Origin of the sequence: Polycladidibacter hongkongensis, from assembly GCF_001561995.1 — a bacterium.
Lineage (GTDB): Bacteria > Pseudomonadota > Alphaproteobacteria > Rhizobiales > Stappiaceae > Pseudovibrio > Pseudovibrio hongkongensis.
The window spans coordinates 262,330-289,313 of record NZ_LLWC01000008.1 but is presented as its reverse complement, the minus strand read 5'-3'; the positions used below and the strand labels follow the sequence as shown (position 1 = coordinate 289,313).

At 53.6% G+C, this 26,984-nt stretch carries 22 protein-coding genes; 11 read left to right on the top strand and 11 right to left on the bottom strand.

The genetic code is table 11. The features are described from left to right. Positions 1-295: 295 nt before the first annotated feature. The 3 genes from rpsT to AYK82_RS02555 all read right to left on the bottom strand — a co-directional run bounded on the left by rpsT (position 296) and on the right by AYK82_RS02555 (position 2,582). Positions 296-559 carry a 30S ribosomal protein S20 gene (gene rpsT / locus AYK82_RS02565; RefSeq protein WP_068084655.1) on the bottom strand — a complete coding sequence of 88 codons (264 nt, stop codon included), beginning with the start codon at positions 557-559 and terminating at the stop codon, positions 296-298. Positions 560-776: 217 nt separating this feature from the next. Further along, positions 777-1,550, bottom strand: coding sequence for an enoyl-CoA hydratase (locus AYK82_RS02560; RefSeq protein ID WP_068311028.1), 774 nt, complete (start codon positions 1,548-1,550; stop codon positions 777-779). 108 nt (positions 1,551-1,658) lie between these two features. After that, positions 1,659-2,582: a LysR substrate-binding domain-containing protein gene (locus AYK82_RS02555; protein WP_068311319.1), complete on the bottom strand. Its 924-nt coding sequence runs from the start codon at positions 2,580-2,582 to the stop codon at positions 1,659-1,661. Between the two features lie 291 nt (positions 2,583-2,873). Between AYK82_RS02555 and amaB the strand changes: the two genes are divergently transcribed. The 3 genes from amaB (at position 2,874) to AYK82_RS02540 (ending at position 6,922) form a co-directional block, all read left to right on the top strand. Next, positions 2,874-4,412 (top strand): L-piperidine-6-carboxylate dehydrogenase, encoded by a 1,539-nt coding sequence (amaB, locus tag AYK82_RS02550; RefSeq protein WP_068311026.1) that lies wholly within the window; start codon positions 2,874-2,876, stop codon positions 4,410-4,412. A 1-nt stretch (position 4,413) separates the two neighbouring features. Further along, on the top strand, positions 4,414-5,625 hold the full coding sequence (locus AYK82_RS02545; RefSeq protein WP_068311024.1) for an acyl-CoA dehydrogenase: 1,212 nt from the start codon (positions 4,414-4,416) through the stop codon (positions 5,623-5,625). Positions 5,626-5,734: 109 nt separating this feature from the next. Next, positions 5,735-6,922, top strand: a complete 1,188-nt coding sequence (locus AYK82_RS02540; RefSeq protein ID WP_068311022.1) for an NAD(P)/FAD-dependent oxidoreductase — start codon at positions 5,735-5,737, stop codon at positions 6,920-6,922. On the opposite strand, the gene pap is transcribed toward AYK82_RS02540, so the two are convergent. After that, entirely contained in the window at positions 6,919-8,394 is a 1,476-nt protein-coding gene (pap, locus tag AYK82_RS02535; protein WP_068311020.1) for a polyphosphate:AMP phosphotransferase, read from the bottom strand. The two genes, AYK82_RS02540 and pap, sit on opposite strands and share 4 nt — an antisense overlap. A gap of 255 nt (positions 8,395-8,649) precedes the next feature. Here pap and AYK82_RS02530 point away from each other — a divergent pair, with 255 nt between their 5' ends. Further along, positions 8,650-10,671: a bifunctional DedA family/phosphatase PAP2 family protein gene (locus AYK82_RS02530; protein ID WP_068311018.1), complete on the top strand. Its 2,022-nt coding sequence runs from the start codon at positions 8,650-8,652 to the stop codon at positions 10,669-10,671. 5 nt (positions 10,672-10,676) lie between these two features. Here the strand turns inward: AYK82_RS02530 and AYK82_RS02525 are convergent, their stop codons facing one another. Further along, positions 10,677-11,000: an ArsR/SmtB family transcription factor gene (locus AYK82_RS02525; RefSeq protein WP_068311015.1), complete on the bottom strand. Its 324-nt coding sequence runs from the start codon at positions 10,998-11,000 to the stop codon at positions 10,677-10,679. 294 nt (positions 11,001-11,294) lie between these two features. Between AYK82_RS02525 and AYK82_RS02520 the strand changes: the two genes are divergently transcribed. Continuing rightward, the gene (locus tag AYK82_RS02520) at positions 11,295-12,665 is read left to right on the top strand and encodes a DEAD/DEAH box helicase (protein WP_068311315.1); all 1,371 of its coding nucleotides are present in this window, start codon (positions 11,295-11,297) and stop codon (positions 12,663-12,665) included. Positions 12,666-12,738: 73 nt separating this feature from the next. Continuing rightward, a complete protein-coding gene (locus AYK82_RS02515; RefSeq protein WP_068311013.1) occupies positions 12,739-13,224 on the top strand; it encodes an MmcB family DNA repair protein in 486 nt (161 codons plus the stop codon). Here AYK82_RS02515 and coaBC read toward each other — a convergent pair. Then, positions 13,221-14,441, bottom strand: a complete 1,221-nt coding sequence (gene coaBC / locus AYK82_RS02510; RefSeq protein WP_068311010.1) for a bifunctional phosphopantothenoylcysteine decarboxylase/phosphopantothenate--cysteine ligase CoaBC — start codon at positions 14,439-14,441, stop codon at positions 13,221-13,223. The genes AYK82_RS02515 and coaBC overlap by 4 nt on opposite strands. Positions 14,442-14,620: 179 nt before the next feature. Next, positions 14,621-15,835, bottom strand: coding sequence for a penicillin-binding protein activator (locus tag AYK82_RS02505; RefSeq protein WP_068311007.1), 1,215 nt, complete (start codon positions 15,833-15,835; stop codon positions 14,621-14,623). Between the two features lie 290 nt (positions 15,836-16,125). On the opposite strand from AYK82_RS02505, the gene rsmI reads away from it, so the two are divergent. The 5 genes from rsmI to AYK82_RS02480 all read left to right on the top strand — a co-directional run bounded on the left by rsmI (position 16,126) and on the right by AYK82_RS02480 (position 21,865). Continuing rightward, entirely contained in the window at positions 16,126-17,034 is a 909-nt protein-coding gene (gene rsmI, locus AYK82_RS02500; RefSeq protein WP_068311005.1) for a 16S rRNA (cytidine(1402)-2'-O)-methyltransferase, read from the top strand. Beyond that, a complete protein-coding gene (locus tag AYK82_RS02495; RefSeq protein WP_068311002.1) occupies positions 17,012-17,446 on the top strand; it encodes a YraN family protein in 435 nt (144 codons plus the stop codon). The genes rsmI and AYK82_RS02495 overlap by 23 nt, the downstream gene beginning before the upstream one ends. Before the next feature lie 138 nt (positions 17,447-17,584). Then, entirely contained in the window at positions 17,585-18,532 is a 948-nt protein-coding gene (gene gshB, locus AYK82_RS02490) for a glutathione synthase (RefSeq protein ID WP_068310999.1), read from the top strand. Positions 18,533-18,740: 208 nt separating this feature from the next. Further along, positions 18,741-20,267, top strand: coding sequence for a YifB family Mg chelatase-like AAA ATPase (locus tag AYK82_RS02485; RefSeq protein WP_068310996.1), 1,527 nt, complete (start codon positions 18,741-18,743; stop codon positions 20,265-20,267). Then, positions 20,264-21,865, top strand: coding sequence for a hybrid sensor histidine kinase/response regulator (locus AYK82_RS02480; protein ID WP_068310993.1), 1,602 nt, complete (start codon positions 20,264-20,266; stop codon positions 21,863-21,865). The genes AYK82_RS02485 and AYK82_RS02480 overlap by 4 nt, the downstream gene beginning before the upstream one ends. A gap of 21 nt (positions 21,866-21,886) precedes the next feature. Here AYK82_RS02480 and AYK82_RS02475 read toward each other — a convergent pair whose 3' ends face one another. The 4 genes from AYK82_RS02475 to AYK82_RS02460 form a co-directional block, all read right to left on the bottom strand. Further along, a complete protein-coding gene (locus tag AYK82_RS02475) occupies positions 21,887-24,124 on the bottom strand; it encodes a transglycosylase domain-containing protein (RefSeq protein ID WP_082733687.1) in 2,238 nt (745 codons plus the stop codon). A gap of 99 nt (positions 24,125-24,223) precedes the next feature. Then, complete coding sequence (olsB, locus tag AYK82_RS02470; RefSeq protein ID WP_156453236.1) at positions 24,224-25,159, bottom strand: l-ornithine N(alpha)-acyltransferase; 936 nt, start codon at positions 25,157-25,159, stop codon at positions 24,224-24,226. A 304-nt stretch (positions 25,160-25,463) separates the two neighbouring features. Then, positions 25,464-26,207 carry a M48 family metallopeptidase gene (locus tag AYK82_RS02465; protein ID WP_068310987.1) on the bottom strand — a complete coding sequence of 248 codons (744 nt, stop codon included), beginning with the start codon at positions 26,205-26,207 and terminating at the stop codon, positions 25,464-25,466. Positions 26,208-26,416: 209 nt separating this feature from the next. Beyond that, positions 26,417-26,848 (bottom strand): DUF2852 domain-containing protein, encoded by a 432-nt coding sequence (locus AYK82_RS02460; protein WP_082733685.1) that lies wholly within the window; start codon positions 26,846-26,848, stop codon positions 26,417-26,419. Positions 26,849-26,984: the final 136 nt, after the last annotated feature.

Below are 26,984 nucleotides of genomic sequence, written 5' to 3'. Positions count from 1 at the left end.
CATTTGAACAAAACAACTTTTTGTCTAACTGTTTGGTTAACGGAATTGATTTCAGGCGAAATATTTTTTTTCTCTGTGGGGATCTTGACTCGAGTAGAATCCATTTCGAAAGAAGGGGAATCTGGGGACCACCAGTTAACCTATTGAAATGTATAGTATAATTATGTCATGGGAACCGTGTCTTCCACAGGCTAAAAATGCCCATTTTGTATTCATGGAACGACGAAAAAACTTAGGCGGAAAACAAAAAAGCCCGGCCAAAAGGCCGGGCTTTTTTAAAACCAATTAAAGGCTGTTAAGCAATCGCTTTAACGCGTGCGCTCAAGCGAGAAACTTTGCGAGACGCAGTGTTGGAGTGCATAACACCCTTACCTGCAGCGCGCATGATTTCTGGCATTGCAGCTTTGAATGCTGCTGCTGCTTTGTCTTTATCGCCAGAAGCAATTGCTTCTTCTACAGCGCGAACGAAAGTACGAACGCGGCTACGGCGAGCCTTGTTAATGGCCGTCCGGCTAGCAATCTTGCGTGCTGCCTTCTTGGCCGATGGTGTATTGGCCATGGGCTCTGTCCTGATCTGTCAGTTATCACTGGTAAATCGCGAACGAGGCCGCCCAAAGCCGCCCCGGTCAAACGAATGCGAAAGCGAGAGTCACCCGCTATCGGTTGTGGACGGCTTATAGTCAGCTGCGCAACGCTCGTCAATAAAAAACCCGAGAATGCTGCAAAAAACCAGTTTTGCGCAGCCTTGTTACACGTTTGGCTCGTCAAACCTGTGGTTAGTTGTTGGAGAAAACCGGTTTTCTCTTTTCGATAAACGCCTTCATTCCTTCCTTCTGATCTGCGCTTGCGAAAGTTGATTGGAAAACACGGCGCTCAAAACGTACACCTTCATCAAGTGTCGTTTCATAAGCCCGGTTAACACACTCTTTTACCATCATAGAAACCGGCTGCGAGAACCCGGCAATGGTCTTTGCCGCCGCGATCGCCTCTGCAAGCAGTTGATCGGCGGGAACCACACGAGAAACAAGGCCGCAGCGCTCGGCTTCTTCTGCATCCATCATCCGCCCGGTGAGGCACATGTCCATAGCCTTGGATTTGCCAACAAAACGGGTGAGGCGCTGGGATCCGCCTGCCCCGGGGATTACGCCGAGCTGAATTTCCGGTTGGCCAAACTTGGCCGTATCAGCTGCAATAATAAAATCACACATCATAGCAACCTCGCAACCGCCACCAAGGGCAAAACCGGCAACGGCGGCGATAACCGGCTTGCGGCACTGCGCTATGGCATCCCAATTGCTCATAAAGTCGCGGCGGTAGGTATCTGGATAGGTGCGCTCTGCCATTGCCTTAATGTCAGCCCCAGCCGCGAAGGCGCGCTCCGAACCGGTTAAAACAATGGCACCCACATCATCATCCAGCTCAAACTCCTTCAGCGCCGCGCCGATTTCATTGATCAGCTGTTCATTCAACGCGTTAAGTGCTTTAGGGCGGTTTAAGGTGATGAGGGCGATATTCTCTTGCTTCTCGGCAATCAGTAGCTCGTAAGACATAACGTCTCCTTGAAAACGACGGATCAGGCATATTCGGAAGGAAAGACTACGCAAAATTGCATGGCAGATGTAGCTAGCCTTTAGCCAAAGTCTGCTGCTGTTGGTGGTTTAGCGCGGCAACAGACTCTCTCGATCAATGGCTTGTTCTCGCGCCTCTTCCTGCAACCATGCCTTGAAGGCTTTGACCACAGGGCGGATCACGCGGCTTTCGGGATAGGCAAAGTGATAGGCCTGCGAGGTTTGGAGGGCCTCCGGAAACAGCTGGATAAGAGCTCCTGAGGATAATTCCTCCTCGATAAAGAACTTTGGCACCAGCGCCGCGCCTAGGCCCGCAACGGCGGCTTGGGCGATCATAGTAAACTGATCGAAGCGCGGCCCCTGAAAGGCTAGGGTTGTATCCAGATCCTGCTGACTGAACCACTTTTGCCACGCATCTTGACGCGTCGACTGGTGCAGGCGCATCACACCCGCCAAATCCGCGGGCTTTTCTATGGTGTGCCTATCGCGAAACGCCCGCGAACATACTGCGATTACCTGCTCTGGAAACAATGGCTCGGTAAGCGCACCGGCCCAAACAGGTTCGCCGAAGTGAATTGCCCCGTCAAAAGGTTCGCTTGCAAAATCAAAAGGGCGCAAACGCACTGACAGATTGAAGCTTGCCTCTGGATAGCGTTCATGAAAGCGAGGCAGACGGCGCGCCAGCCAACGCGTGCCGAAAGTCGGCAAAACCGCTAGGTTAAGCACATCCTCGCTGCCAGCAAAGGACATGACCTGCCGCGTTGCACTTGTCATTTTTTCGAGGGTGCCGCGAATGTCATGCAGATACAAGCGTCCGGCATCTGTGAGGATGATGCGTTGCCGTACGCGCTTGAACAGCTCCACGCCGAGGCGATTTTCCAATAGACGCACCTGCTTGCTCACCGCGCCTTGCGTTAGGTACAGCTCTTCGGCGGCGCGCGTGAATGAGCCATGACGCGCCGCGCTTTCAAAAGCGATCAAACTATCGACCGGTGGAATAAAGCCCCGTTTCACCTTGCAATACTCCTCCTCAAGCAGCAAGGGGCGTCCCTATCCGCGCCCTTTATTTATTACTATTGGAAATTATGCGGCCTGCCCTCTTGCAAGCCAATGTCACAATTTCATTAGATAAGCTGTTGTTTTTTAGTGATTGTGACGCTTTTCAGGAGCACTTTCAAGTCTTTAATCATTCCAATTAAGAATGAACGGCTGACGAACCGTAGCTTTGCCATACGGCTCAGACATAAGAAACTTACGGGTAAGAACGTAATGACTGGCCGAACGCAGGCTAATGGAGAAAAATTCATGGCGCAAACACTCGATTTATCCAAGCTTGAGGCGCAAACGCACGCGCTTCTTGCCCGAATGGGCGTTGACGGCGATCAATTGCAAGGGGGCAGTCTGGCAGCGCGCTCGCCCATCAACGGCGCCGTTGTGGCCAATGTCAGTGAAAGCCGCGTTGCAGATGTCACCACAGCGGTAGACGCCGCGCATGCTGCGTATTTGCGCTGGCGCTCTGTACCTGCTCCGCGCCGCGGCGAGTTGGTGCGGCTGCTTGGAGAAGAGCTGCGCACCCACAAAGAAGATCTTGGCCTACTGGTCTCTATCGAGGCGGGCAAAATCCTTTCCGAAGGGCTTGGCGAAGTTCAGGAAATGATTGATATCTGCGATTTTGCCGTTGGGCTTTCGCGCCAGCTTTACGGCCTCACCATCGCTACTGAACGGCCCGGCCACCGGATGATGGAAACATGGCACCCCTGCGGTGTTGTGGGTGTTATCTCTGCCTTCAACTTCCCAGTGGCGGTTTGGTCTTGGAATGCGGCGCTGGCATTGGTTTGCGGCGACAGCGTTGTTTGGAAACCATCGGAAAAAACCCCGCTTACCGCATTGGCCGTTGAAGCGCTCTTTGCAAAGGCAGTCGCCAAATTTGGCGAGGATGCTCCTGCCGGATTGCTTGGTGTGGTGCAAGGGCACGCAGAAATCGGCAATGCGCTGGTGGAAGATACGCGCGTGCCAGTGCTTTCGGCGACGGGCTCCACGCGCATGGGCCGTATTGTCGGGCCCAAAGTGGCGGCGAGATTTGGCCGCTCCATTCTAGAGCTTGGTGGCAACAACGCCGCAATTGTTGCGCCTTCTGCTGATCTTGATCTGACCTTACGCGGTGTTGCCTTTGCAGCAATGGGCACCGCCGGGCAGCGCTGCACGACCCTGCGCCGCCTGTTCGTTCATTCAAGTGTCTATGACAGTTTGATACCGCGCCTTAAAGCTGCTTACAGCTCTGTCACCATTGGCGCTCCAACCGAAGCGGAAACACTGATTGGCCCGCTTATCGACAAAGACGCCTATGAGGGAATGCAAGCAGCACTTGAGGCGGCAAAAGCGGCTGGCGGCGTTGTTCATGGCGGCGAGCGCGTGTTGAGCGAGGAAATGCCTGAAGCGTATTATGTCGCGCCAGCCCTTGTAGAGATGTCCGGACAAGTGGGCCCCGTACTGGAAGAGACCTTTGCGCCGATCCTCTACATCATGCGCTATGAGAGCATTGAAGAGGCTATTGCGCTGCAAAATGAAGTTGGCGCCGGTTTGTCCTCTTCTATCTTCACCAATTCCTTGGCAGAGGCTGAGCTGTTTACCTCTGCAACCGGCTCCGACTGCGGCATTGCCAACGTGAACATCGGCCCTTCTGGCGCCGAGATTGGCGGTGCATTTGGCGGTGAGAAAGAAACCGGTGGCGGGCGCGAATCCGGCTCGGATGCCTGGAAGGCATACATGCGCCGCGCGACCAACACTATCAACTATTCCGGCGCATTGCCGCTCGCTCAGGGGGTGAAATTCGATGTTGACTAAGATGAGTAGTACGCCTCTTGGCAACCCTGCAGGTGGGGGAGTTTTTGATTGGGAAGACGCGTTCTTGCTACGTGAGCAGCTGGGCGAAGATGAAACCCTGATCAAGGAAAGCGCGCGGGCCTACGCCCAGGAGAAATTGCTTCCGCGCGTGATCGAGGCCTACCGGGAGGAGACCACAGACCGGGCGATCTTTAACGAAATGGGCGAGCTCGGCCTATTGGGGGTAACGCTGCCCGAAGACTACGGCTGCGCCGGCGCATCCTATGTTTCTTACGGGCTCATTGCCCGCGAAGTGGAGCGTGTGGACAGCGGTTATCGCTCTATGATGAGTGTGCAATCTTCGCTGGTGATGTATCCGATTTACGCCTACGGCTCTGAAGAGCAGCGCCGCAAATACCTGCCTAAATTGGCAAGTGGCGAATATGTGGGCTGTTTTGGCCTTACTGAGCCGGACGCGGGCTCTGACCCTGCGGGCATGCGCAGCCGCGCTGAGAAAATTGATGGCGGTTACCGTCTCACCGGTACCAAGATGTGGATTTCAAATTCGCCCATTGCCGATGTGTTTGTTGTTTGGGCAAAGTCCGAGGCGCATGATAACCAGATCCGCGGTTTTGTGCTTGATAAAGGCCTTAAGGGGCTGAGCGCACCCAAGATCGGCGGGAAGTTATCGCTGCGCGCCTCGATAACCGGCGAGATCGTTATGGACGGCGTCGAGGTGAGCGAAGATGCGCTGTTACCAAATGTTTCCGGCCTTAAAGGGCCATTTGGCTGCCTGAACAGGGCGCGCTATGGCATCTCTTGGGGGGTTTTGGGCGCGGCGGAGGATTGCTGGCACCGGGCACGGCAATACGGGCTGGACCGCAAACAGTTTGGCAGACCGTTGGCTCAAACGCAGCTGTTTCAGAAGAAGTTGGCGGATATGCAAACCGAGATTTCGCTTGGCTTGCAAGCCTCGCTGCGTGTCGGGCAGTTGTTCGACGCGGGCAAAGTGGCACCGGAAATGATCTCCATCGTTAAACGCAACAACTGTGGCAAGGCGTTGGATATTGCCCGGGTGGCGCGCGATATGCATGGAGGCAATGGCATTTCCGAGGAGTTTATGGTGATGCGCCACGCGCAGAATCTGGAAACGGTAAATACCTATGAAGGCACGCATGATGTGCATGCATTGATCCTCGGGCGGGCACAAACCGGCCTGCAGGCATTCTTCTAAGTTTACGGATAGAAGCATGGGCGCCCCACGGCGGGCGCCCTGTGGCATTTTGCGTAAAACCCAGTAGCTGCTTTGGCAGTTGCGCTTTGTTTTGTTTTTGGGAGGGAACATGACACAGCCGCAACGGGGCAGGCGTGTGGTCATTGCCGGTGGAGCGGTGATGGGCAGCGCTACCGCCTATTTCCTTGCAAACCACCCTGATTTCTCTGGTGAAATCATCGTCATCGAGAAAGATCCAAGCTATCAGCTCTGCGCGTCTGCGCGCTCGGCAGCCTCTATTCGCCAGCAATTCTCAAGCGCGATCAACATCAGCATTTCACAGTTTAGCATTGCCTTCCTGCGCGATATTGGCAAGCACTTGGCTGTTAGTGGCGATGCGCCACATATCGATCTGGTGGAGGGCGGTTATCTCTTCCTTGCGAGCAAGGCCGGTGCGCAGCAGCTCAATCAAAACCATCAGCTGCAAAGGTCATTTGGCGCAGATATCACCTGCTATTCGCGGGCGCAGCTCGCCCAGCGTTATCCATGGCTGAATACGGATGGTATTGAAGCGGGCTGCTATGGAACAAGTGGGGAGGGATGGTTTGACGGCTACGGGCTGATGCAGGCGTTTCGCCGCAAAGCAAGATCTTTGGGCGTTCGCTATGTGCAAGGCGTTGTAGAGGGCTTGAAAAAAAATGAATGCGGATGGCTGGTGCAGCTGGAAGGCGGCGAGCAGCTGCAGACGGAGATATTTGTCAATACGGCCGGGGCATCTGGCGGGGCAGCTCTGTGCCGAAGTGCAGGGCTTGACCTGCCCATAACCAGCCAAAAGCGAATGATCTTTCCATTTGAATGCAAAGAGGAAATTCGAAACCTCCCTCTATTGGTGGATCCAAGCGGGTTTTACGTGCGGCCTGAGGGAAAGAGCTATATCTGCGGCTGCGCCCCTGCGGCAAATAAAGATCCCGAGTGTTTTGACTTCGCCGTAGAGCATGACTTTTTCATGGAGGAGCTATGGCCTCGCCTTGCCCACCGTATCCCCGCATTTGAAAGCTTGCGGCCCGGACTGGCGTGGGCAGGGCATTACGACATGAACGGGTTCGATCAAAATGCATTTGTCGGGCCAGTGCCGCAACTGGAAGGTTTTTATCTGGCGCTTGGCTTTTCTGGACACGGATTGCAGCAAGCGCCTGCTGTGGGGCGGGGGCTCGCAGAACACATCGCCACAGGCACCTATCAAAGCCTTGATCTTACTCCGCTCTCTATTGAGCGTTTTTGGAATGGCACCCCTTTGCTAGAGAAAAACGTTGTCTAGAGCTGGGCTTGCAAAGCGTTGCAGACCGTGCGTAAAACCTCCACGCGCGCATGGCGCTTATCCTGCGAAGAAACCAGCGTCCACGGCGCATAAGGTGTGGACGTACGGTCAATCATGTCACCTGCGGCGATTTCATAGTCATCCCAGCGCAAGCGATTGCGCCAATCCTCTGGCGTGATCTTGTAGTTCTTGTAATCGGTTTTTTCGCGATCCTTGAAGCGCTTGAGCTGTTCATCCTCCGAGATTGCCAGCCAAAACTTGCAAATGATGGCGCCCGCATCCTTTAACTCGCGCTCGAAGCTGTTAATCTCGCTGTAAGCGCGCATCCAATCCGCCTCTGAACAGAACCCCTCAACCCGCTCAACCAATACGCGCTCATACCAAGAGCGGTCAAAAATCGCAGTATGGCCAAGGCGTGGTACCTTTTGCCAAAAGCGCCAAAGATATGGATGCAACCGCTCCACTTCATTCGGCGCAGCAACGGGATACACCTTATAAAATCTCGGATCAAGCGGCGCTGTTAGGCGGCGAATGGAGCCCCCTTTGCCTGCGGCATCATTGCCTTGGAAAACACAAATCAGCGAGCGCTTGCGGAACGCTTTGCTATCAACATATCCAGATAGGCGCTCTTGCCAACGAGGGAGCTCTTGCTTGTATAGCGGCTTATCTAATGATGCAGAAAGTTCGATTGCCTTGATGGTAGCGCCGCTGGCCAAACGCGGCAACACGGCTGGTGCGGCGAGAGGCTGCGCGAGGCTAGAGGTCTCTAGTTTTCGCTGCATTGCCTGCGCAATGGTTTCGGCCAGTGCGAGGTCTCGCTGCTGCGGCGAGCTTGATGGAATAACGTACCACGGCGCGTAGCCGGTACTGGTGTGAAGCGCGGTGGTCTCACCAATTTTTTGGGCGCTATCGTGGTTTTTGACGGAGGACCACTCTTCCAGATAGTGGCGCTCTTGCTCTTTGCCTTCACTAAGACGCTTGAGGCGATGCTCCTGCTCCTCTTCTGGAAGGGTGAACCAGAATTTTAGCAGCAGCACGTTTTCATTGGCCAGCATTTCCTCAAAGCGATTGATTGCATGCAATTCATGCTCCAGTGTTTGTTGATCAATCTTATCCAGAACCGCGGCTTTTAAGGGGTGCTGATACCAACTGCCAAAGACAATAGCCGTTTCGCCGCGTGAGGGAAGGTCGCGCCAATATCGCCACATCGCGGGGCGCAAGCGCTCTTCCTCCCCCGGCTTTTCAAGATACGCGTTACAGGTAAGATAGCGCGTGTCCATCCATTCATAGAGGCGTGAGATTGCCGCACCTTTGCCTGCACCGTCCAACCCAGCAAGCAGAATAATCGTGGCGAAGCTTTTTTTGTCTCGCAGCTCATGCTGGAGATCCAACAGGGTCTTACGCAAATTGCGCACCCGGGCTTGATAATCTTTGCGGTCAATCTCTTGTGGAATGGTTGCAGATTGAAACATAGGCGCTCGCTACAGACAAAGTTACATCGCTAGAATGAAGCCTATTCAAGCGCGCTGCCTTAGCATCTGTCAAATATCAGTTGCAAACGTACGCGCAGAGCATTTTTTGACCTATAATTTCCCCCAAAGTAACTCGTTAAAACAACCAAGGCCCTTGCGCCGCCGATGTTGAGTTGCCAAATGAACGAGCGGGCGCGCGCGGTGTGTTTGAACTGTGTGCCAAGCCAACCGCCTTAAACAACACGGAAGAGCGACGTGCCAACTGATTTCATTAGTGCCTTTCTTGACCAAATCGTCGCGTTTATTGCTGCGAATCCGGCCTTTGCGGGCTTTATCTGTTTCTTTGTGGCCATGGGCGAAGCGCTGTTTCTGGTGGGGCTGTTCTTCCCAAGCACCGTTGTGCTGGTTGGCGCTGGAACCCTCATCGGCCTGGGAGAGCTCAGTTTTTGGCCCCTGTTTGTATGGACGACAGCAGGAGCGGTGACAGGCGATGCTATTTCCTATTGGGTTGGCTACACTTTCAAGGATCGCCTGCGCAATCTTTGGCCGCTGAACAAATACCCCGAATGGCTCAAGCGCGGAGAAGACTATTTTGCAGAACATGGGGGTAAAAGCATATTCATTGGCCGCTTTGTACCTGGCGTGAAGTCTGTCGTGCCCGGCATTGCCGGTATGGCAGACATGAATTTTGTACGCTTTTCCGTGTTTAATGTGACTTCCGCATTCGCTTGGTCAGCGCTGCATTTGGTGCCCGGCGTGTTGGCGGGTTCAGCGCTATTTGCCATTGGCGAGATCGATACCCGGCTTGCCATTGTTTTGGGGGCGCTCTGCCTCGCGTTGTTTGTGGCGCTGGTGCTGGTACGCTGGCTTATCCTTTTCCTCCTGCCCATTCTTGCGGGCTCGCATCAGGCTTTTGTTAATTGGTTAGCGGGCCGCCCTGACCGGCTGTCGCAATGGATGGCAAAGACCTACGACCCGGAAAACCCGCGTTCTGTTGGTATGCTGGTCTCGGCAGCGGTCTTGCTGTTATGCCTGCCACTCAGCTTTTGGATCATCGGAGCGATTGCGACAGGCTCAACTATGGTGCGGGCTGATTTGGCGATCTACAATTTCTTCGAGGTAGCGCGCACACCTTGGCTGGATGAAGTGATGATTGCGCTATCAATGCTTGCAAGTGGGGTGGTCAGCGCCTGTGTTGCGGCCTCAGCCGCTATCTACCTCACCGGCCGAAAAGCCTGGCGGCGTGCGATTGGCCTTGCAATTTCCATAGCAAGTTCACTTGGCTTTGTGGTGTTAATGCGCGGATTGTTTTCGCGCGGCCATGCTTTGAGCGCCGGAATAAGCCCCGATGTGCTTTCCCCATTTGCTGGGCACACCACCGTGACAACCGTGCTGATGGGCACATTAGCAGTGCTGGTGGCCCATGAACGAAGCCGTCGCAGCAAAGCTCTTATTTACTCCGCTGTCGCCATTTACACCATCCTTATTGGCTTCTCACGCATCTACCTGGGAGAGCATTGGCTTTCGGATGTTTTGGCGGGCGGGCTGTTCGCCACGGCGATTGTCGGGGCCTTTGCATTTGTCTTTGGTCATATTCACAACGAGAAAGTTGCACGCACCTCGCTCGGTCTGCTGGTTGGGCTGGTGCTGGCCCTTGTTGGCGGGTTACACATCTACACTAATTTTTCTAGCGCTCAAAAGCGCTACGCACCGCGGGTCGAACTGCGATACATGACCGAGGCAGACTGGATTGACGGTGGCTGGAGCGAAGTTGCACCCCGCCGGATTTCACTCTCCGGTGAATTGAAAGAGCCCTTAGTATTGCAATGGCTGGGCACGCCAGAGGAACTGCAGGAAAACCTGAGTGCGCAAGGTTGGGAGCCAGCTGAGCGCTGGTCCCTACCTTCAGTGACTGGATTTGTTCAAGGTTCAACTCCGGCTGCGAAGCTGCCGCCATTGCTGCTTACCAATCTGGGCAATTTGCCTGCCCTTATTCTGGTACGCGAGACCGATGCCGATCACAGAGATGTGCTGTGGCTATGGGCCACGAACTTTAAGATTTTTAAAAAACAGGATGCTGCTGCGAGTGTTCTTTTTGTTGGTGCCGTTCAGGGCGAAGAAGCGATCCGCCTCTTGGGCGAGTTCTCCGGCGTGAAACAAGAAAAACAACCTGCAAAACTGGAGGGCATGTTCCATGGATTGCCAGTTGTGGGCTTGAAATGGCGCGAAGACGGCACAAAAATTATCCTTGCCTCTCCCCAACAGGAGGCAAAGTAGATTGTTTAGCAAAGGCTTTTGTTTTGTTCTGCCTCTGGCGCGCAGTACAGGTCGTAAAGCGTCGTCAAGATTGCTTCAACTTCGGCACTTGCTAGAGAGTAGTAGATGGTTTGCGCGCTGCGCCGCGTTGCCACCAAGCTGTTGGCACGCATTTTGGCTAGGTGCTGACTAAGTGCAGATTGGCTCAGGTTTACCTCTTGCGCCAATTCCCCCACAGCGCATTCTCCCTGAAGCAATTTACACAATACCATCAGTCTTTTAGGGTGGGCCATTGATGTCAACAACTTGGCGGCCTGTTCCGCATTTTCTTCAAGTTGAGTGATGTCCATTTGGTTCAACGATTTGTCCTCTGTTGGCACATAGTTGAGTGATACAACTAACTTTACATTTCAGTGACGTAAAGGGTCTAATTGAATAGTTTTGATCGATTGCACGTATAAATTGGGTAATCCCGCAATAAATCTACCGAGTGATGTCACCAATTTCTGCTTCGGGACTAACATTTTGGGCGACAAGTGCTTGCCGTTCAGGTAATGCTGCTTTGTAAGCAGCACGAGTAGAAATCAGTGAAATTCCCTTGGTTTCATTCTCCTTTTTATCTGTTCAAACACAGGGTAACAGTTTTGAGCAACTTCGACACGCTTGGTGTGACACGTATCTTCCAGTTGGCCTTGGAGCGGATGGAGTACAAGGAACCAACACCTATTCAATCCGCTGCTATTCCTCCTATTCTTGCGGGCAAAGACCTACTGGGCCTTGCACAAACGGGCACCGGCAAAACTGCCGCCTTTGCAGTGCCGTTGCTACAACGCTTGCATGAAAGCAGGTTTAGAGCAGCGCCGCGCGGCGTTCGGGCATTAATTCTCTCGCCAACCCGTGAGTTAGCAGAACAAACGACTAAGAACGTCAAGGCCTATTGCGGCCGTTTAAAAATGTATGTCGGTAGCGCGGTTGGTGGTGTGCCGATTGTAACACAACAGCGCGCTCTGGAGCGGGGGCTTGATGTCCTTGTCGCAACACCCGGGCGCTTACTTGACCTTCATAAACGCGGTAAAGTCCACTTTGATGAGCTTGAAGTCTTTGTTCTGGATGAAGCTGACCAGATGCTCGACATGGGGTTTATCGCCGAACTGGAGGAAATCGCTTACCTTCTTCCCAAGAAGCGGCAAACCCTGCTGTTTTCTGCAACAATGCCAAGCGAGATCGCCAAGTTGGCGCAACGCTATCTGCATAAGCCAGAACGCATTGACGTAACGCCGCCGACAGCGACCGCAGACAAAGCTGACCAGCTCATCGCCCATGTAGAAAGCACGCAGAAGCTTGAGTTGTTGAAGAGTATTCTTGCACAAGAAGATTGCCGCAAGGCGCTGATCTTCACGTTGACCAAGCGCGGTGCCGTTTGGCTTGGCAAGGAACTTTCTGCATTAGAGCTGCCCTCTGCCGTGCTACAAGGCGATATGAACCAGATGGCGCGCAACACCACCCTGCAAGCCTTTACAGCCGGGCGGGTGCGCTATCTTGTGGCGACCGATGTGGCTGCGCGCGGGATCGACATCTCCGACATCACACACGTGATTAACTGGGATATGCCTAATGTCGCCGAAAACTATGTGCACCGCATTGGCCGCACGGCGCGAGCGGGAGCGAGCGGCACGGCGATTTCTTTCTGCACACCGCAAGAACGCGGGATGCTGCAGCAAATTCAGTCTCTGATCAAACAGAAGATCCCCGAAATGGAGGGGTTTACCTTCTTCCCATCTGATCAAGAGCCAAAGTCTATCCGCAAGTTTAACGGCCAGAGCAAAAAGGCTGGGGCGAGCCCGAAGAAGAAATCGACGGCACGCCCAGACGCTCAGGCAAAGCAAGCCAGCAAGCCAAAGTCAAAGGCCAAGCCTTTTGTGCGGCGGCAAAGCGAGGCCAACAAAAGCTCTAGCGCACCAAGCAGTGGCGGTACAGGTGGTTATTTGAAGCGCAAACCCGCCTCGAGCGATTAACCAGCTTAGACTGCTGCGAGGGGTGCTGATGATGTGTTAGGCTTAATTTGCTTAGCAGTAAGAGAGGCACCCCTTGGCAAATCGCATTCGTTTAAATAATCCGCTGATTGATGGACGACAATCAGAGCGCGCCCTCGCAGTGCAGCGAGGGGTGCAGCGGTATCTGCGTAGGCTAGGCTGGTTTAGTGCCTGCGAGATCATCCTTGCAAACGGGCGACGTGCCGATATTTTTTGCTTGAACGACAAAGGCGAGATTTGGATCATCGAGATTAAATCCTCACTTGAGGATTTGCGCGCCGATCAAAAATGGCCAGAGTACCGCGATTATTGCGACCAAATTTCCTTCGCTACGCTTGCAGATGTGCCTTTGCAGGCGTTTCCTGCCGATGCAGGGTTAATAATAGCAGATGCCTATGGGGCTGAAGAGGTTAGGCCTGCACCCTTACACAAGCTAAGTGCAGCGCGGCGCAAATCTGTAACCCTGCGCGCCATGAAGCAAATAACCAACAAGCTTCACGACATACTCGATCCAGAGCGGGTGGAGCTATCCGGCTACTAGCTGCTTGTTTTTGGCTGGAGATTCTTTGCGATTACCGAGATGATCCGCTCTGCAGCCTCCTGCTTTGATAGTTTAGGCAGGCTCTCTACCCCCCCGGCTGTCACCAAATGCACGGTATTGCTATCACCACCCATGACATTGTGCTGTGCACTAACATCATTGGCAACTATCATATCCGCGCCTTTGCGCTCCAGCTTTGAGCGGGCATTTTGCAAAAGGTTTTGCGTTTCAGCTGCAAAGCCGATGACCAGCTGTGGCCGGTTTGCACGTAGATGCCCGATACCACGTAGAATATCTGGATTTTCTGTTAAGTGCAGCACAGGCAAGGAGCCTGTGCCGTCCTTTTTCATCTTCTCTTGCGCGTTGGCACTGGTGCGCCAATCCGCTACAGCTGCGGCCATGATGGCGATATCTGCCGGTAGCGCCTCATTTACAGCATCTTGCATCTGCTGTGCGGTTTCTACCTTGATAAGCTTCGCCCCAGAGGGCGCTTGAAGGCCCACCGGCCCCGAGATCAGTGTCACCTCTGCGCCTTGCTTGAGCGCTGCTTCAGCCAGTGCATAACCCTGCTTTCCCGAGGACCGGTTGGCGATGTAGCGGACCGGGTCAATGGGCTCATGTGTCGGGCCAGCGGTAATCAGCACGTGCTTGCCGTTTAGCGCGCCGCTACGGTTGGCAAAGTGCTGTTCGACGGCGGCGACTATCTCCAGCGGCTCTGCCATGCGCCCAACACCTGCTTCATTTTTCTCTGCCATCTCGCCCGCTGAGGGGCCAACAAATCGCACGCCATCGGCCTGTAACTGTGCAAGGTTTCTCTGTGTTGCCGGATGGGCCCACATGCGGCTGTTCATGGCCGGAGCCATAAGCACAGGCTTATCAGTGGCGAGCAACACACAAGTGGCGAGATTATCTGCCAAACCATTGGCAAGCTTAGCCATGGTGTTGGCTGTTGCCGGAGCAACCACGATCAAATCAGCTTCACGGGAAAGGCGGATATGCCCGACATCATGCTCGGCTGCGCGATCAAACAGCTTTGTGAAGACTTGATCCCCGGTAAGCGCACCCACAGCAAGTGGCGTGACGAACTGGCATGCGCCTTCTGTCATTATTGCACGGACTTTAGCGCCCCGTTCTTGTAACCGGCGGATAAGATCGAGCGATTTGTAAGCGGCTATTCCACCGGTAATAATCAGAGCAATGCGTTTTCCGGCCAACATACGCGGCAAACTCCAGCAATTGAGGTCTTCGCTCTTTCCTAGAGCAAATTGCCATCGCTTTCCATGGTTTGTAGCGAGTTTTGTTAAGCGCATGCAGTCGCATCAGACAAATAAAAAGGCCCGCACAGGTCGGGCCTTTTTATCAAGTATAAAGTCCGAGCTTGCTCGGTCCGCTTACACTAGAAGTGCTTGGAGAACGTGCGCGGTGCTGGTGAAGCCACTTTTGCATCACCTCGTCCATTGATTTCATAGATAGCAAGACCGCGCTCGTTCCGCCCGTTAGGCTGGAAGCGGAACACCCCATCAATACCAAGGAAACCGTCGGCATTTGTCAACACACGCTGGGAGAAGCGATCCATACCTGCGGAACGGACAAGGCCGGCAGCCAGAATGGTTGCATCATAAGCCAGAGACGCATTGCGCGGCGGCGCTACCCCGTAGGCCTGCTGATAGCGACCAGCAAAGCGGTCATAATTGCTGTTATCCGGCGCAGGGAACCAGCTGCCTGCCATGACCGGTGTTTTCATCATGTCGCTGGTATTCCAAAGGCCAGAGCCCAACAGCTTAACAGCGCCGGTTGAAGCGCCTTTTTCGGTCAAGACCTGCATAACAAAGGGAGGAACACCACCGCCCTCTGGAATATAAAGCGAATCAACCTGCGAAACGATGCTGCTCAGATTGTTCACGCGGGCCCGAATGTCTTCCGCATTACCGGGCGCATAACGCTCGATGGTGACAATCCGGCCACCTACACGGCCAACAGCTTGGCGGAAGGCAGCTTCCACCACAGCGCCGTACGAGTTATTTGGTAGCAGCGCCGCATAGGAGCTGCGCTCTTGCTCGTGTGCAAAGGAAACAATGCGATTTACATCGGATTCGGGCAGGAAGCTGAGCAGGTAGGTTCCTGGGGCAGCTACATTGGTATCTGAGGAGAACCCGATAATCGGTACGTTGGAGCGTCGGGCCACCATAGATGCACCGCGCACCGCCTGCGAGTAAACAGGGCCGATAATCAACTCGGCACCTTCAGCAATTGCGGCTTGCGCAGCAAATTCTGCCCCTGCCTGTGTACCTTGGGTATCCTTGACCAACAGCTTGATATCAGCGCCTTGGAAATCGGCGAGCGCCATTCGTGCAGCGTTTTCAAACGTAGAGGCAACCGAGGCTGAGCCTTGCATTTGTCCCGAATAGGGTAGCAGCAAGGCGACGTGCACTTGACCACCGCCAATGGTCTGGCCGGTTGCGACGGGCTCGATCACGCGCTCTTGCCCGCTTGGGCCTTCATAAATAGGTGCGTTCATGCAGCCAGCCAGCAGAGCCATCGCCCCGAGGGTTGCTGCCTTCACCGCACTGGCAAATGTCTTCTTTGGTAGCTCAGCGCATGTGTCGCTCATCTTTTCCCCACCATCGCAGCCGTCCGCTTGCCCGCGGAGTGTCGGCTGGGTAAATTCTTCGCTCAAACCTTAGCCAGTGCTGATATGGAAATGCAACACCACTAGCGTTTTCTGCTGTTTGATCTGCGGTTTTACAAAACCTCGCCGCATTATAAAGCCCGAAACCTCTTTGAAGCTGGAGTTTTGCGCGAAATGCGCGCAAAAAACGCGTCTCATCATTGATTAGTTCAACAAATGTTCGCTACATGAGGGCAATCTGTGAACAAACTCCTGATTAAGAGGGCGCTAATTTGTCTAGTTTCTCCGAGGATTGCGGCAGCTTTCTGATCAAAGATCAGCAATTTCGCGCGCCGAAGCTTGAAGGTGCGCTTTACATTGTCGCGACACCGATCGGGAATTTGGGTGACATTACCCTGCGCGCCCTCGAAACTCTCGCAGGCTGCGATGTTCTTGCCTGTGAGGATACAAGGGTCACCGGCATTTTGCTGCAACGCTATGGCATCCGCAGTAAAATGATGGTCTATCACGAGCATAATGGCGAAAAACAGAGGCCTCTAATCCTGGAGGCCTTAGCCCAAGGGAAGTCTGTCGCGCTGGTTTCAGATGCTGGCACGCCGCTGATATCTGACCCTGGATATAAACTGGTTGCCGAGGTGCGCGGTGCCGGGCACAAGATTGTGCCAATCCCCGGCGCCTCAGCCATGCTTGCCGGATTGGTTGGTGCCGGATTGCCATCAGATACTCTAACCTTTGCCGGTTTCCTGCCAAATAAAAGCACTGCGCGCTGCAAACGCCTGCAAGAACTCGCATTAACACGCGCCACTCTCATTTTCTACGAGAGCCCGCATCGGCTGCAAGCTTCTTTGCAGGACATGGTGCAGTGCTTTGGAGCAGAGCACAAAGCCGTGGTGGCGCGAGAGTTGACCAAGCGCTTTGAGGAGTTTGCGCATGGCACACTCGCCGAACTGGTTACCCACTTTTCAGGGGATCGCGTCAAAGGAGAAATTGCTATCCTGATTGCTCCGGGAGAGGCGCACGAGCCAGATGCCACGCAAGCAGAAGATATGCTCAAAGCTGCGTTAAAAGAGATGCCTGTGAGCGCAGCTGCCAAACAGGTGTCCAAGGCAACTGGGGTTGATCGTAAAACGTTGTATGCCCGCGCGCTGGAGCTGAAAGATGCAGGGAGTGAAGCCGGATAGGCAACTGAGTGAGGCACAAAAACGACGGCGAGCGGCCGCAGCCCACTTGGCGCATAGCCCGCAAGAGAGAGCGCAGCGGCGCGGCTTAGCAGCTGAAGCCTTGGCAAAGGATTTTCTGGAGCAAGAGAACTGGCATATTCTGGCGCAGCGATACAAATGCTCGGCAGGTGAAATAGACCTGATTGCAACGCGCGCAGATACGCTTTGTTTTTTCGAGGTAAAAGCACGGCAATCCATAGAGGTTGGGCTACATGCCGTTTCACCCCGTGCCCAGCGCAGAATTGAACGCGCCTCTCGTATCTGGCTGTCGCAGCAAACCGGCTATGAGCTTTATTCCTATCGCTATGATTTATTGGTCGTTCTGCCCAGCGCCTACATCCATCATTTGCCTTGCTTTTTTGAAGGTGGGTAACCGAGCTTTCGACCAAGTTGCATTTTATTTTCATCCTACCATAGACAAACAGCGCCTCCCATCGCATATCTACGATAAATGCCGGTATCGACCGGCCTTGTTGGGCGGCATCTATGCCGCGTCGCGTTGGAGACCCGAATGCCTTTAAAAATCGCTGTGCAAATGGACCATATCGCATCCATCAATATTGCTGGAGACAGTGCCTTCGCCCTGATGCTGGAGGCGCAAGCACGCGGACATCAACTCTATCATTATACCCCTGATCGCCTTGCGCTGTGGGGGGAGCAAGTGATGTGCACTGTCGAGCCTGTGACCGTGCAGGACGAAGTTGGCAATCATTATTGCTTTGGCGAACCAGAGCGGGTGGATATGTCCACCATGGACATCGTGTTGATGCGTCAGGATCCTCCATTTGATCTGGCTTATATCGCAGCAACCCATTTGCTTGAGAAAATCCATCCGAGCACTTTGGTGGTGAACAATCCGGTTTCGGTGCGCAATGCACCGGAGAAACTGTTTGTCACCCAGTTTGCCGATTTAATGCCGCCCACGTTGATCACCCACGATAAGAGCGAGATTGATCTGTTCCGCGCCCAGTACGGCGATATTGTGATGAAGCCACTGTTTGGACATGGCGGGGCGGCGGTTTTTCGCGTAACCAAAGATGACCTGAATTACGGCTCTCTTTACGATTTTTTCGCGGTCACATTCCGCGAGCCTTGGGTCATCCAGCAGTTCTTGCCCAATGTAAAGCACGGCGACAAGCGCATTTTGCTGGTTGATGGTGAATTTGCTGGCGCAGTGAACAGAGTGCCTGCCTCGGGGGATCTTCGCTCCAATATGGTGCGCGGCGGTTCGCCAAAGGACAGCGACTTGACTGAGCAGGAGCGCGAGATTTGCCGACGCCTTGGCCCCGCGCTAAAGGAGCAGGGGCTTATTCTAGTTGGAATTGATGTAATCGACGGAAAATTGACCGAGATTAACGTCACCGCGCCGACCGGTATTCGCGCAATTAAAAACCTTGGTGGCCCAGATGTTGCCGCTAGGGTAATGGATGTGCTGGAGGCAAAGCGCGCCGCAATGTAGCGCGCGCGGGCGACGCGCTCGTCTTAGCAAGAAAGAGTGGCGCAGTCGGATGAGAATCCGGCGCGCTACGCCGCTTGCGTGCCCCTGTCTTCTTAACAAGAACACGCCCCTCACTTATCAAAGGTGATTATCCGGCATCCTGACAATTGCTAGTAGCCTCCTCCATTCTCTCATTGTTAGTTTAGCAAATAGAGAAGCAGGGGGGCCTATGTTTTCCAGAGTGTGCGGTGTTGCCTTTCAAGGGGTCGAGGCGGTTGATGTTGATGTGCAAGTACAGATCGGCCCTGGTGCTGTGCAATTCTCTATTGTCGGCCTCCCAGACAAAGCTGTTGCCGAAAGCCGGGAAAGGGTGCGCGCGGCCTTACTAGCAACAGGCCTAGCGCTGCCTGCAAAGCGGGTTACTGTAAACCTTGCACCGGCCGATCTCCCAAAGGAAGGCTCGCATTTTGACCTCGCGATAGCCCTTGGCCTCTTATGTGCCATGGAGATTATCCCACCTGACGCACTAGATAGTTTTGCAATTCTGGGAGAATTGTCGCTAAACGGCGAAATTGTGGGGGTTAGCGGGGTCTTGCCAGCGGCCATCCACGCCAATGCCCAAGGCCTTGGATTGATTTGCCCCCGCGATTGCGGCGGGGAAGCCGCTTGGGCGGACGAGGGCATGCAGATCTTGGCCCCGGCTAACCTCATTGAGCTATGTAACCATTTCAAAGGCGTTGCCACTATGCAGCGACCGCAGGCGAAACTTGGCAGTGCAGGTCCGACACTCCCAGATCTTGCAGATGTTCGGGGGCAAGGTAGGGCTAAGCGGGCGTTGGAAATCGCCGCAGCCGGGGGGCATAATTTGCTGTTTGTAGGCCCACCGGGCGCTGGTAAGTCGTTACTGGCGGCGCGGCTGCCCTCATTACTGCCGCCGCTTAGCGCATCAGAACTGCTTGAGGTATCTATGATTGCCTCTGTCGCGGGCGAATTAGAAGGCGGCAAGCTGACCGACCGCCGCCCGTTTCGTGCGCCGCATCACTCGGCATCCATGGCAGCGCTTGTTGGCGGCGGTATCAAAGCCCGCCCCGGCGAGATCTCATTGGCGCACAATGGCGTACTGTTTCTTGATGAATTGCCGGAGTTCCACCCGCAGGCCTTAGACAGCCTGCGCCAACCTATGGAAACCGGGAGTGCTATGATTGTGCGGGCCAATAACCGGGTTTCGTATCCTGCCCGCTTCCAGTTGGTCGCAGCCATGAACCCGTGTAGATGCGGCATGGCGGGGCAACCGGGGCACACGTGCAGGCGAGGGGAGCGCTGCGCGGCAGATTATCAAGCACGGGTTTCAGGGCCATTCCTCGATCGTATTGATATCCAGCTAGAAGTACCTGCGGTGCGAGCTGTTGAGATGATGGGGGGCACAGCAAGTGAGCCCTCGGCGCAGGTGGCACTGCGCGTTGCCAAAGCACGCGAGATACAACAGGAGCGTTATCGCGGTGATGTGGAATCCTGCCGAACAAACAGTCATTGTTCCGCAAAGAACATCGAAAAACACACAGTTCTAGAACGGTCATCGCGAGATTTGTTCTATCGCGCTGCGGAGCAAATGCAGCTTTCCGCGCGCGGCTTTCACCGCGTCCTTAAAGTTTCGCGTAGCATCGCTGATCTAGAAGGTTCAGCGCAGATAAAGCCGGATCATCTTGCTGAAGCCCTTAGCTTCAGACAGCCTACAACAAGCGAGAGGGCCGCATGAAGAACACAACGGGTTTTCGCAGGAAACGTAGGCTGCTCTCGCAGGCGGCAATAAGGCGCGGCAGTAACAGCAGCAATATCCCTCGCCATAAGAACAAACCCGCGCAAGAAAGCCGTTTTATTGCCCTTACGAGCCACGAGCTGCGCACTCCGCTTAACGGCATCTTGGGCATGGCAAACCTTCTGGAGGACACTGTACTCAGCGAGGAGCAACGCACCTATTTGGACGCTATTCAGAATTCCGGGCACATCCTTCTGGATCTGGTGGATCGAAACCTAAGCCTTGCGCAGTTAGATGCTACGGCGCTTGAACTTCATGAAAGCCAAGTGGATCTTGAAAAGCTTGTAGAAGAGCAGATTGAGTTGTTGGCACCCAAGGCCTATGACCAAGGCTTGGAGATTGGCTGCTTTGTTGCGCCAGCTGCTTTGGGGTGCTTCTTGCTAGATGGGGAGCGGCTGCGCCAAATTCTCAGTAACTTGTTATGGAACGCCGTAAAGTTTACCCAAAATGGTGGGGTTTCGCTTTGCATTGACCATCAGAACGATGAGCTTTGTTTTTCTGTCAGCGATACTGGTATCGGGCTAAAAGGTATTGATCCGGAAAACTTGTTTGCGGAGTTCTCGCAGAGTTCTTCAGCAAAAAGCGGTGCTGGTCTTGGGTTAGCCATTTGCAACCGCTTGGCTCGATTGATGGGAGGTACGCTAACAGCTTGTGACCTCAAAACAGGAGGCGCCGAATTTACCTTACGGCTTCCGGCAAAGCCCGCAAGTAGAACGCCTACGCATAGCTTAGAGATTGACCGCAGCAACGGCCCCAAGCTCTTGCATTTGTCGATGCGCCAGACCGAGAGCGCGCTTCTAACTGCAACGCTGGAGGCTGCCGGATACCGTGTTCACAACAACCCTGAAGAGGCCGCGGACATGCTGATTGTGGACATGGAATATGTTACGTCAGCTGAAGCCAGTTTGACCCAGTTTCGTCAGCACTTCCCAACCAAGCCAGCGGTGGTTTTGCTTGAACCGAGACGCCGGCACGCAATCACCCATTTGCGGCAGGTTGGCTTTGATGGTTATCTCATGCGCCCGGTGCGCCGCAGCAGCTTGCTGAAAGTGCTGTATCGCCTAGAGCATGGGCTTACGCTGAGCGCCTCTGCCCCCTTTCCGCAAAGTGCTTTTTCAACGCCGAGAAAAAGCACTGAGCCGAAACGACCAACCTGCCTTGTTGCTGAGGATAATTCGATCAACTGGTTGCTATCGCGCGTTCTGCTTGAAAAGTTGGGATTTCAAGCGCAGCTCGTCGAATGTGGCCGTGCTGCGATCAACGCTGTTAGAGAGGAGAGGTTTGATCTCGTGTTGATGGATTTGAACCTGCCAAATCTCGATGGTCTTAGCGCAATAAAGGAGATCCGCAGCCTCGCGCCTGACCTTGCAGTTATTGCTGTGTCAGCGGATGTACGGGGGAAAACCAAAAAAGCGGCCTGTGCAGCAGGAGCGAATGCCTTTGTTGGAAAGCCGGTCATGGAGCGCGAATTGCGAGAGGCATTGCGGTTTGTTGGGTTGGATTGTTCGACAAACCATCTACAGGCGAAACTCCTCTGATAGCATCGAGGCGAGAGTTTACTAGCCACCAAACAGCTGTGTAAGTAGGCTTTCTGCTTCGCCTTGTGTTTTGGGAACCGCTCTTGCATGGCCTAGCACTGCTTTTGCCGCAATTGGGACCGGCACCTGCTTACCGGGCTGTAAAATTTTCGGCAACTGGCCGCCGCTGCGCATCGCGACACCAGGAAGTGGCCCCACGGGAATGCCCTTATGGGCGGCCTCCATAGCATCATGCCAAATCTGTGCAGGTAGACCACCGCCAGTAACCTTTTTCATCGGTTTGTTGTTGTCATTGCCGAGCCAAACAGCCGCAGTCAACGACCCGGAGTATCCGATAAACCATGCATCGCGGAAGCTTTGGCTTGTCCCGGTTTTTCCTGCTACGGGCCGGCCTTGCAAGCGTGCTTTTTTACCTGTTCCAGATATCACCGTTTGCGCCATCATCCAGTTTAGTTCACTAAGCTTCGATGGGTTTATGACCCGTCCTTTGCCGGAACCGCTTTTTTTGTAGATGGTATTCCCGTCTGCATCGCGTACCCTTCGCACTACATGGGGCACAATTCCGTAACCTTGATTTGAAAAAGGTACATAAGCGGCTGCGATTTCCAGCACAGTTACCTCAGATGTTCCCAACCCGATGGCGAGGTTGTTTTTCAACGGAGAAGAGATGCCAAGGCGGCGAGCGGTTTGTGCAACTGCCTGCGGGCCAACGAAACTGGTCAGTTCCGCCGCAACCGTATTCAGCGAGTAAGCAAGCGATTGAGTAAGGCTGACGTTTCCGTAAAACTTGTTTGAATAGTTTTTCGGAGACCAACCATTAAAGCGCACTGGCCGATCCCTTAGAATGCTTTCTGGCGTGAAGCCGTTTTCCAAGGCCGCCAAATACACGAAGGGCTTGAAGGCGCTGCCGGGTTGCCTTCTGGCATAGACTGCCCGGTTAAATTGGCTTTTGGCATAGTCTTTCCCGCCGACAAGAGCACGGACCGCACCACTACGGTTAAGCATAACAATCGCTCCTTGCGAAACGTTTGCCTTCGCGCCTTCTTGCTGCAAGCCATGTCGAAGCGCCATTTCTGCCGCCTGCTGCATATCCAAATCAATCGTGGTCTCGACAACAACATCTTGCTGAAGTCGACCTGTAAAGCTGGGCAGCAGTTCCATCACATAATCTGCAACATATTGTTTGGAACTTTGATGACCGGCGCGAGCAACGCGCGCAGGATCAATAAGGGCGGTTGTAGCTTCCGCATCTGAAATAAAGCCGGCGCGGTTCATGGCTGCGATTACCACTTGCGCACGCGCCTCGGCACGGTCTGGATTGCGCGTGGGCGCATAACTGGAGGGCGCTTTCAACAGCCCGGCAATTGTCGCTGCTTCAGAAAGGGAAAGCTGGCTTGCCGGTTTGTTGAAGTAGCGCCGCGCGGCTGCGTCTACACCATAGGCCCCAGCCCCCAAGTAGACTCGATTCAAGTACATCTCCAGAATCTCAGCCTTGGAATAATGATACTCTAGCCAAAGGGACATTACGACTTCCTGCATCTTTCGCTTGATCGTACGGTCTGGAGAGAGAAACAGATTCTTGGCAAGCTGTTGGGTGATGGTGGAGCCGCCTTGCACGGTTCTGCCGCTGGTATAGTTGGTGACAACAGCGCGGGTTAGGCCTATCGGGTCAATCCCAAAGTGGTAATAGAACCGCCGATCTTCAATCGCGATCACCGCCTCTGGTAGATAACGAGGGAGTTGCTCTAGGCGGATCGCTTCACCGCCTGTTGCACCGCGATTGGCAATCAACGTGCCATCTGCAGCCAAGATACGGACATTTGGTGGGCGCTTCGGCACGGCCCATTGATCGGCCGGGGGCAGATATGCTGCGAAATAAAGCAGCGCACCAGTGATGATCACTCCTCCCCAGATACCAAGTACAAGGCCCCAGTAGCCGAGCTTACGAGCAAGCCACCACAGCCAACCGCCTCCGCCACCACCTTTTTTCTTAGGAGGTAAGTCTTGTAGTTTTTGTTTTGGCGGTTGTTTGGTGCGTGAGACTTGGCGCCGTATTGATGGATTTGGATGCTGAGGCGCAGGGCGTGTTGGGACCTGCTGTTTTGGTGCGTTGGGTCTTTGCGCGGGCCGCTTTCGCTGCGCATGTGCGCTAGCGGCGGCAACCGAGCGCGGAAGGGGGGATACCTGACGTGGGCGACGGTGTTGACCCGCATTGAAGTGCGGCTCAATTCTTCCATTGTCACCCCGATTGCCAGACATTTACGCAAGCCCCAAAAGCACTAAATCAAACGAGGCGATGCTAAAGGGGTGATGGTTTATGCGCGGTTAAAAAAACAGATAGACTTGCCGAAGCTGCCGCTAGCTGTTGTAGCGGCTGGCATCGGCGCCATAGTAATTCACATATCTTGCATTCAACGCACTCACCGGCAAGATAATCAACACATCTGTGGTGCCAAATTGATGATCGACCACTGCGCCATCGCCAATATACGCCCCAAGACGCAAATAGCCCTTTATCAGTGGCGGAAGGGAGCGCAGCACGGCTTTTTGATCTATTTCTTCCTTTGCCATGCGGTTCATTTCTGTGTAGCGCTCCGGAAGCGCACTCACGCGCCATTCTTCGGGGGCTCTTGCGTGGTGGTGGAGAAATGAAAGCTGCTCCGCCAAGAAATTAGGGTCTGTACCTTCTATGGAAGCACAACCAATCATCACATCAACGCTATTTTCAAGCACATAGGCCCAAATGCCATGCCACAGGAGATCTAGTGTCTTCTTGTTCCGATAAGGCTTTAGAACACAAGAGCGCCCTAGTTCCAGAAAGTTCAAGTTGCTGTGTTTGTCGAGAAGCGGCTGAACATCAAACTCACCAGCGGTATAAAAGCCATTGTTTAGCTCTGCTGCATTTTGTGGCAAGAGCCTATAGGTGCCAACAATTCGGGGACGGGCTTTGGTAAATGGTTTTGTCTTGTGTGGGCTGTTGTGATCATAAACCAGTATATGGTCGCATATTGCATCATAAGCATCACGGTCCAACTTGGTGAATTGCGTTTGCGCATCAGGGATCGCGGACATTTCTTCATAAAAGACGTTGTAACGTAGGCGCTGAGCTTGTCGCAATTCTCGTGTTTTTTTTGTCAAACGCGCTTCCAAGGAACCGACTTTGCCCAGAGTTGTGCAGGAGTTGCGGTTACGCATCCGCGCTGGCAACCAGATAGGAGCCTTGCTTGCCGCTGCCATGTGCGGTTTAAACTTCCTAACAAAATCCATAGGCGACAGGCGTCCTGTTCCAGCCATTGCACATCTCCCGAACGCGCTCACTCAATGCTAAGTGCGCTTTTTTACGGCAATACAATCTACTGGCGATTTGCCAGCAAATCATTCTCCTGCCTTCCTATCAATTTCAATCAACAGTTAGATGACATAGTAAAATGTCAGAGGTGATCGGATCTGCCCCAGAAATTTGATGGGGTACACGCTCCAATTACCTTATGCCTTTAGGTAATGATTTTGATTGGTTTTTAAAGGGGCCGATGGGTCCAGCACAATATTTACTAGGGAGAGTAGCAGCTAATAAAGTTTTTGCACCTATGCTTACGAGTTAAGGAGTTTCCCCATATACGTGCAGGTTATTGCCGAACTTTCTTAACCAGCTGCGGGCTTCCTTCGTTTGGGGAGCCAGAGTTTCGCATAGTTGCCAGAATTCTGCCGAGTGATCCATATGTACAAGGTGGGCGACTTCATGAGCAGCCACATAATCCAAAATGCGGGGTGGTGCCATGATCAACCTCCACGAAAACGACAGGGTACCGGTGGATGAACAAGAGCCCCAGCGCGTGCGTGTATCGCGTATAGAAATGCGCTTCACCGGGGATTTTCCAAGGGTCATTGCATGTTTCTCGACCGCTATGGTCAAGTCTTGCCGCGCTTGCTCTTGCAAAAACGACTTACTCTTGCGCGCAATCGCGCTTGGCTCTCCCGGAACTATGAGCTGACAGCTGCCATCTTCAAGCTCTTGCGCTTCTACAAGACCTCGCAGCTTGCCAGAGGGAACGATTTGATGAGGAACACCTCGCAGAGGAACGATGTCTCCCGCAAGCAGTAGTATTTTTTCCGGTCGCCCCGCCAGTCGCGCCGCAAGCCAAGATGCCTGACGGTCTGCAAATTTCTGCGCAGTTTTCAATGTGCCCCGCGCAGGAACCGTAAGAACCGGAACACCACTTGCCGGAAGCCGAAGAACATATTTGCGCGCTTTTTCGTTGCGACGCAGGTTGATACGCAGAGTTTCATTGCTGATTTGAACATGGATGTGGTCCGGTAGCGGTTTGATTGGGAAAAATCGCATTTCTTGCTACCGGACCACCTAAGTATTCACATTGGAACGCACCAAGTGTGAGATTGTAAAACCTCAGTGCATTCTAGCAGGCGGTGATGGACCTGCAAACCAGCTGCCCGTGGCATTGACCAAGTTATGAACGCCAGAAGCCGGGGTGGGAAACTCCCACGCCCGGACTTTCATAGGTCAGGTTTGGTTATGAACTCTCTGCAATGTCGTTAGATACCTTCTGCTGCGGTTGTCTGGTCTCCGCCGGTGTGCGGCTCTGTTTTACGCTTTGCCATAAAGCGATCGAACTCTTCGCGATCTTTCGCCATACGCAGGTCACGCATGTAATTATCGAAGTCTTTGCGCATATCTTCGAGTTTCTGACGCTCTTCTTCCAAACGTTTCAGCTCTTTTTCGCGGAAATCATCAAAAGCTACGTTGCCAGAGCGCATTTGCATACCCATCCCATCTACAGCATCACGAAAGCGGCTTGTATCCCATTTCTTATTTGCCTGGCTGCGAAACTCGTGCAAGTTGTCGCCCCAGAGAATGTAAGCAAGCATGGCAAGACCCAGAGGCCAGAAAACAATAAAGCCGATTACCATTATGGCAGTTGTTGCTGGTGTCCATTCTGGCCGTATCAAATTTTTACTACAGGTCATTGATTTTTCCCTCATGTTCATCACACTACTTCAGTTGGTGAGACAAAAGTGGGTTTTCAAGCCTGATTCATAAGTTTTTACATCTTCTCTTCTTCAGAGCTTCTCTAAATTTTTAAGAGGATGCTTATACAAATTA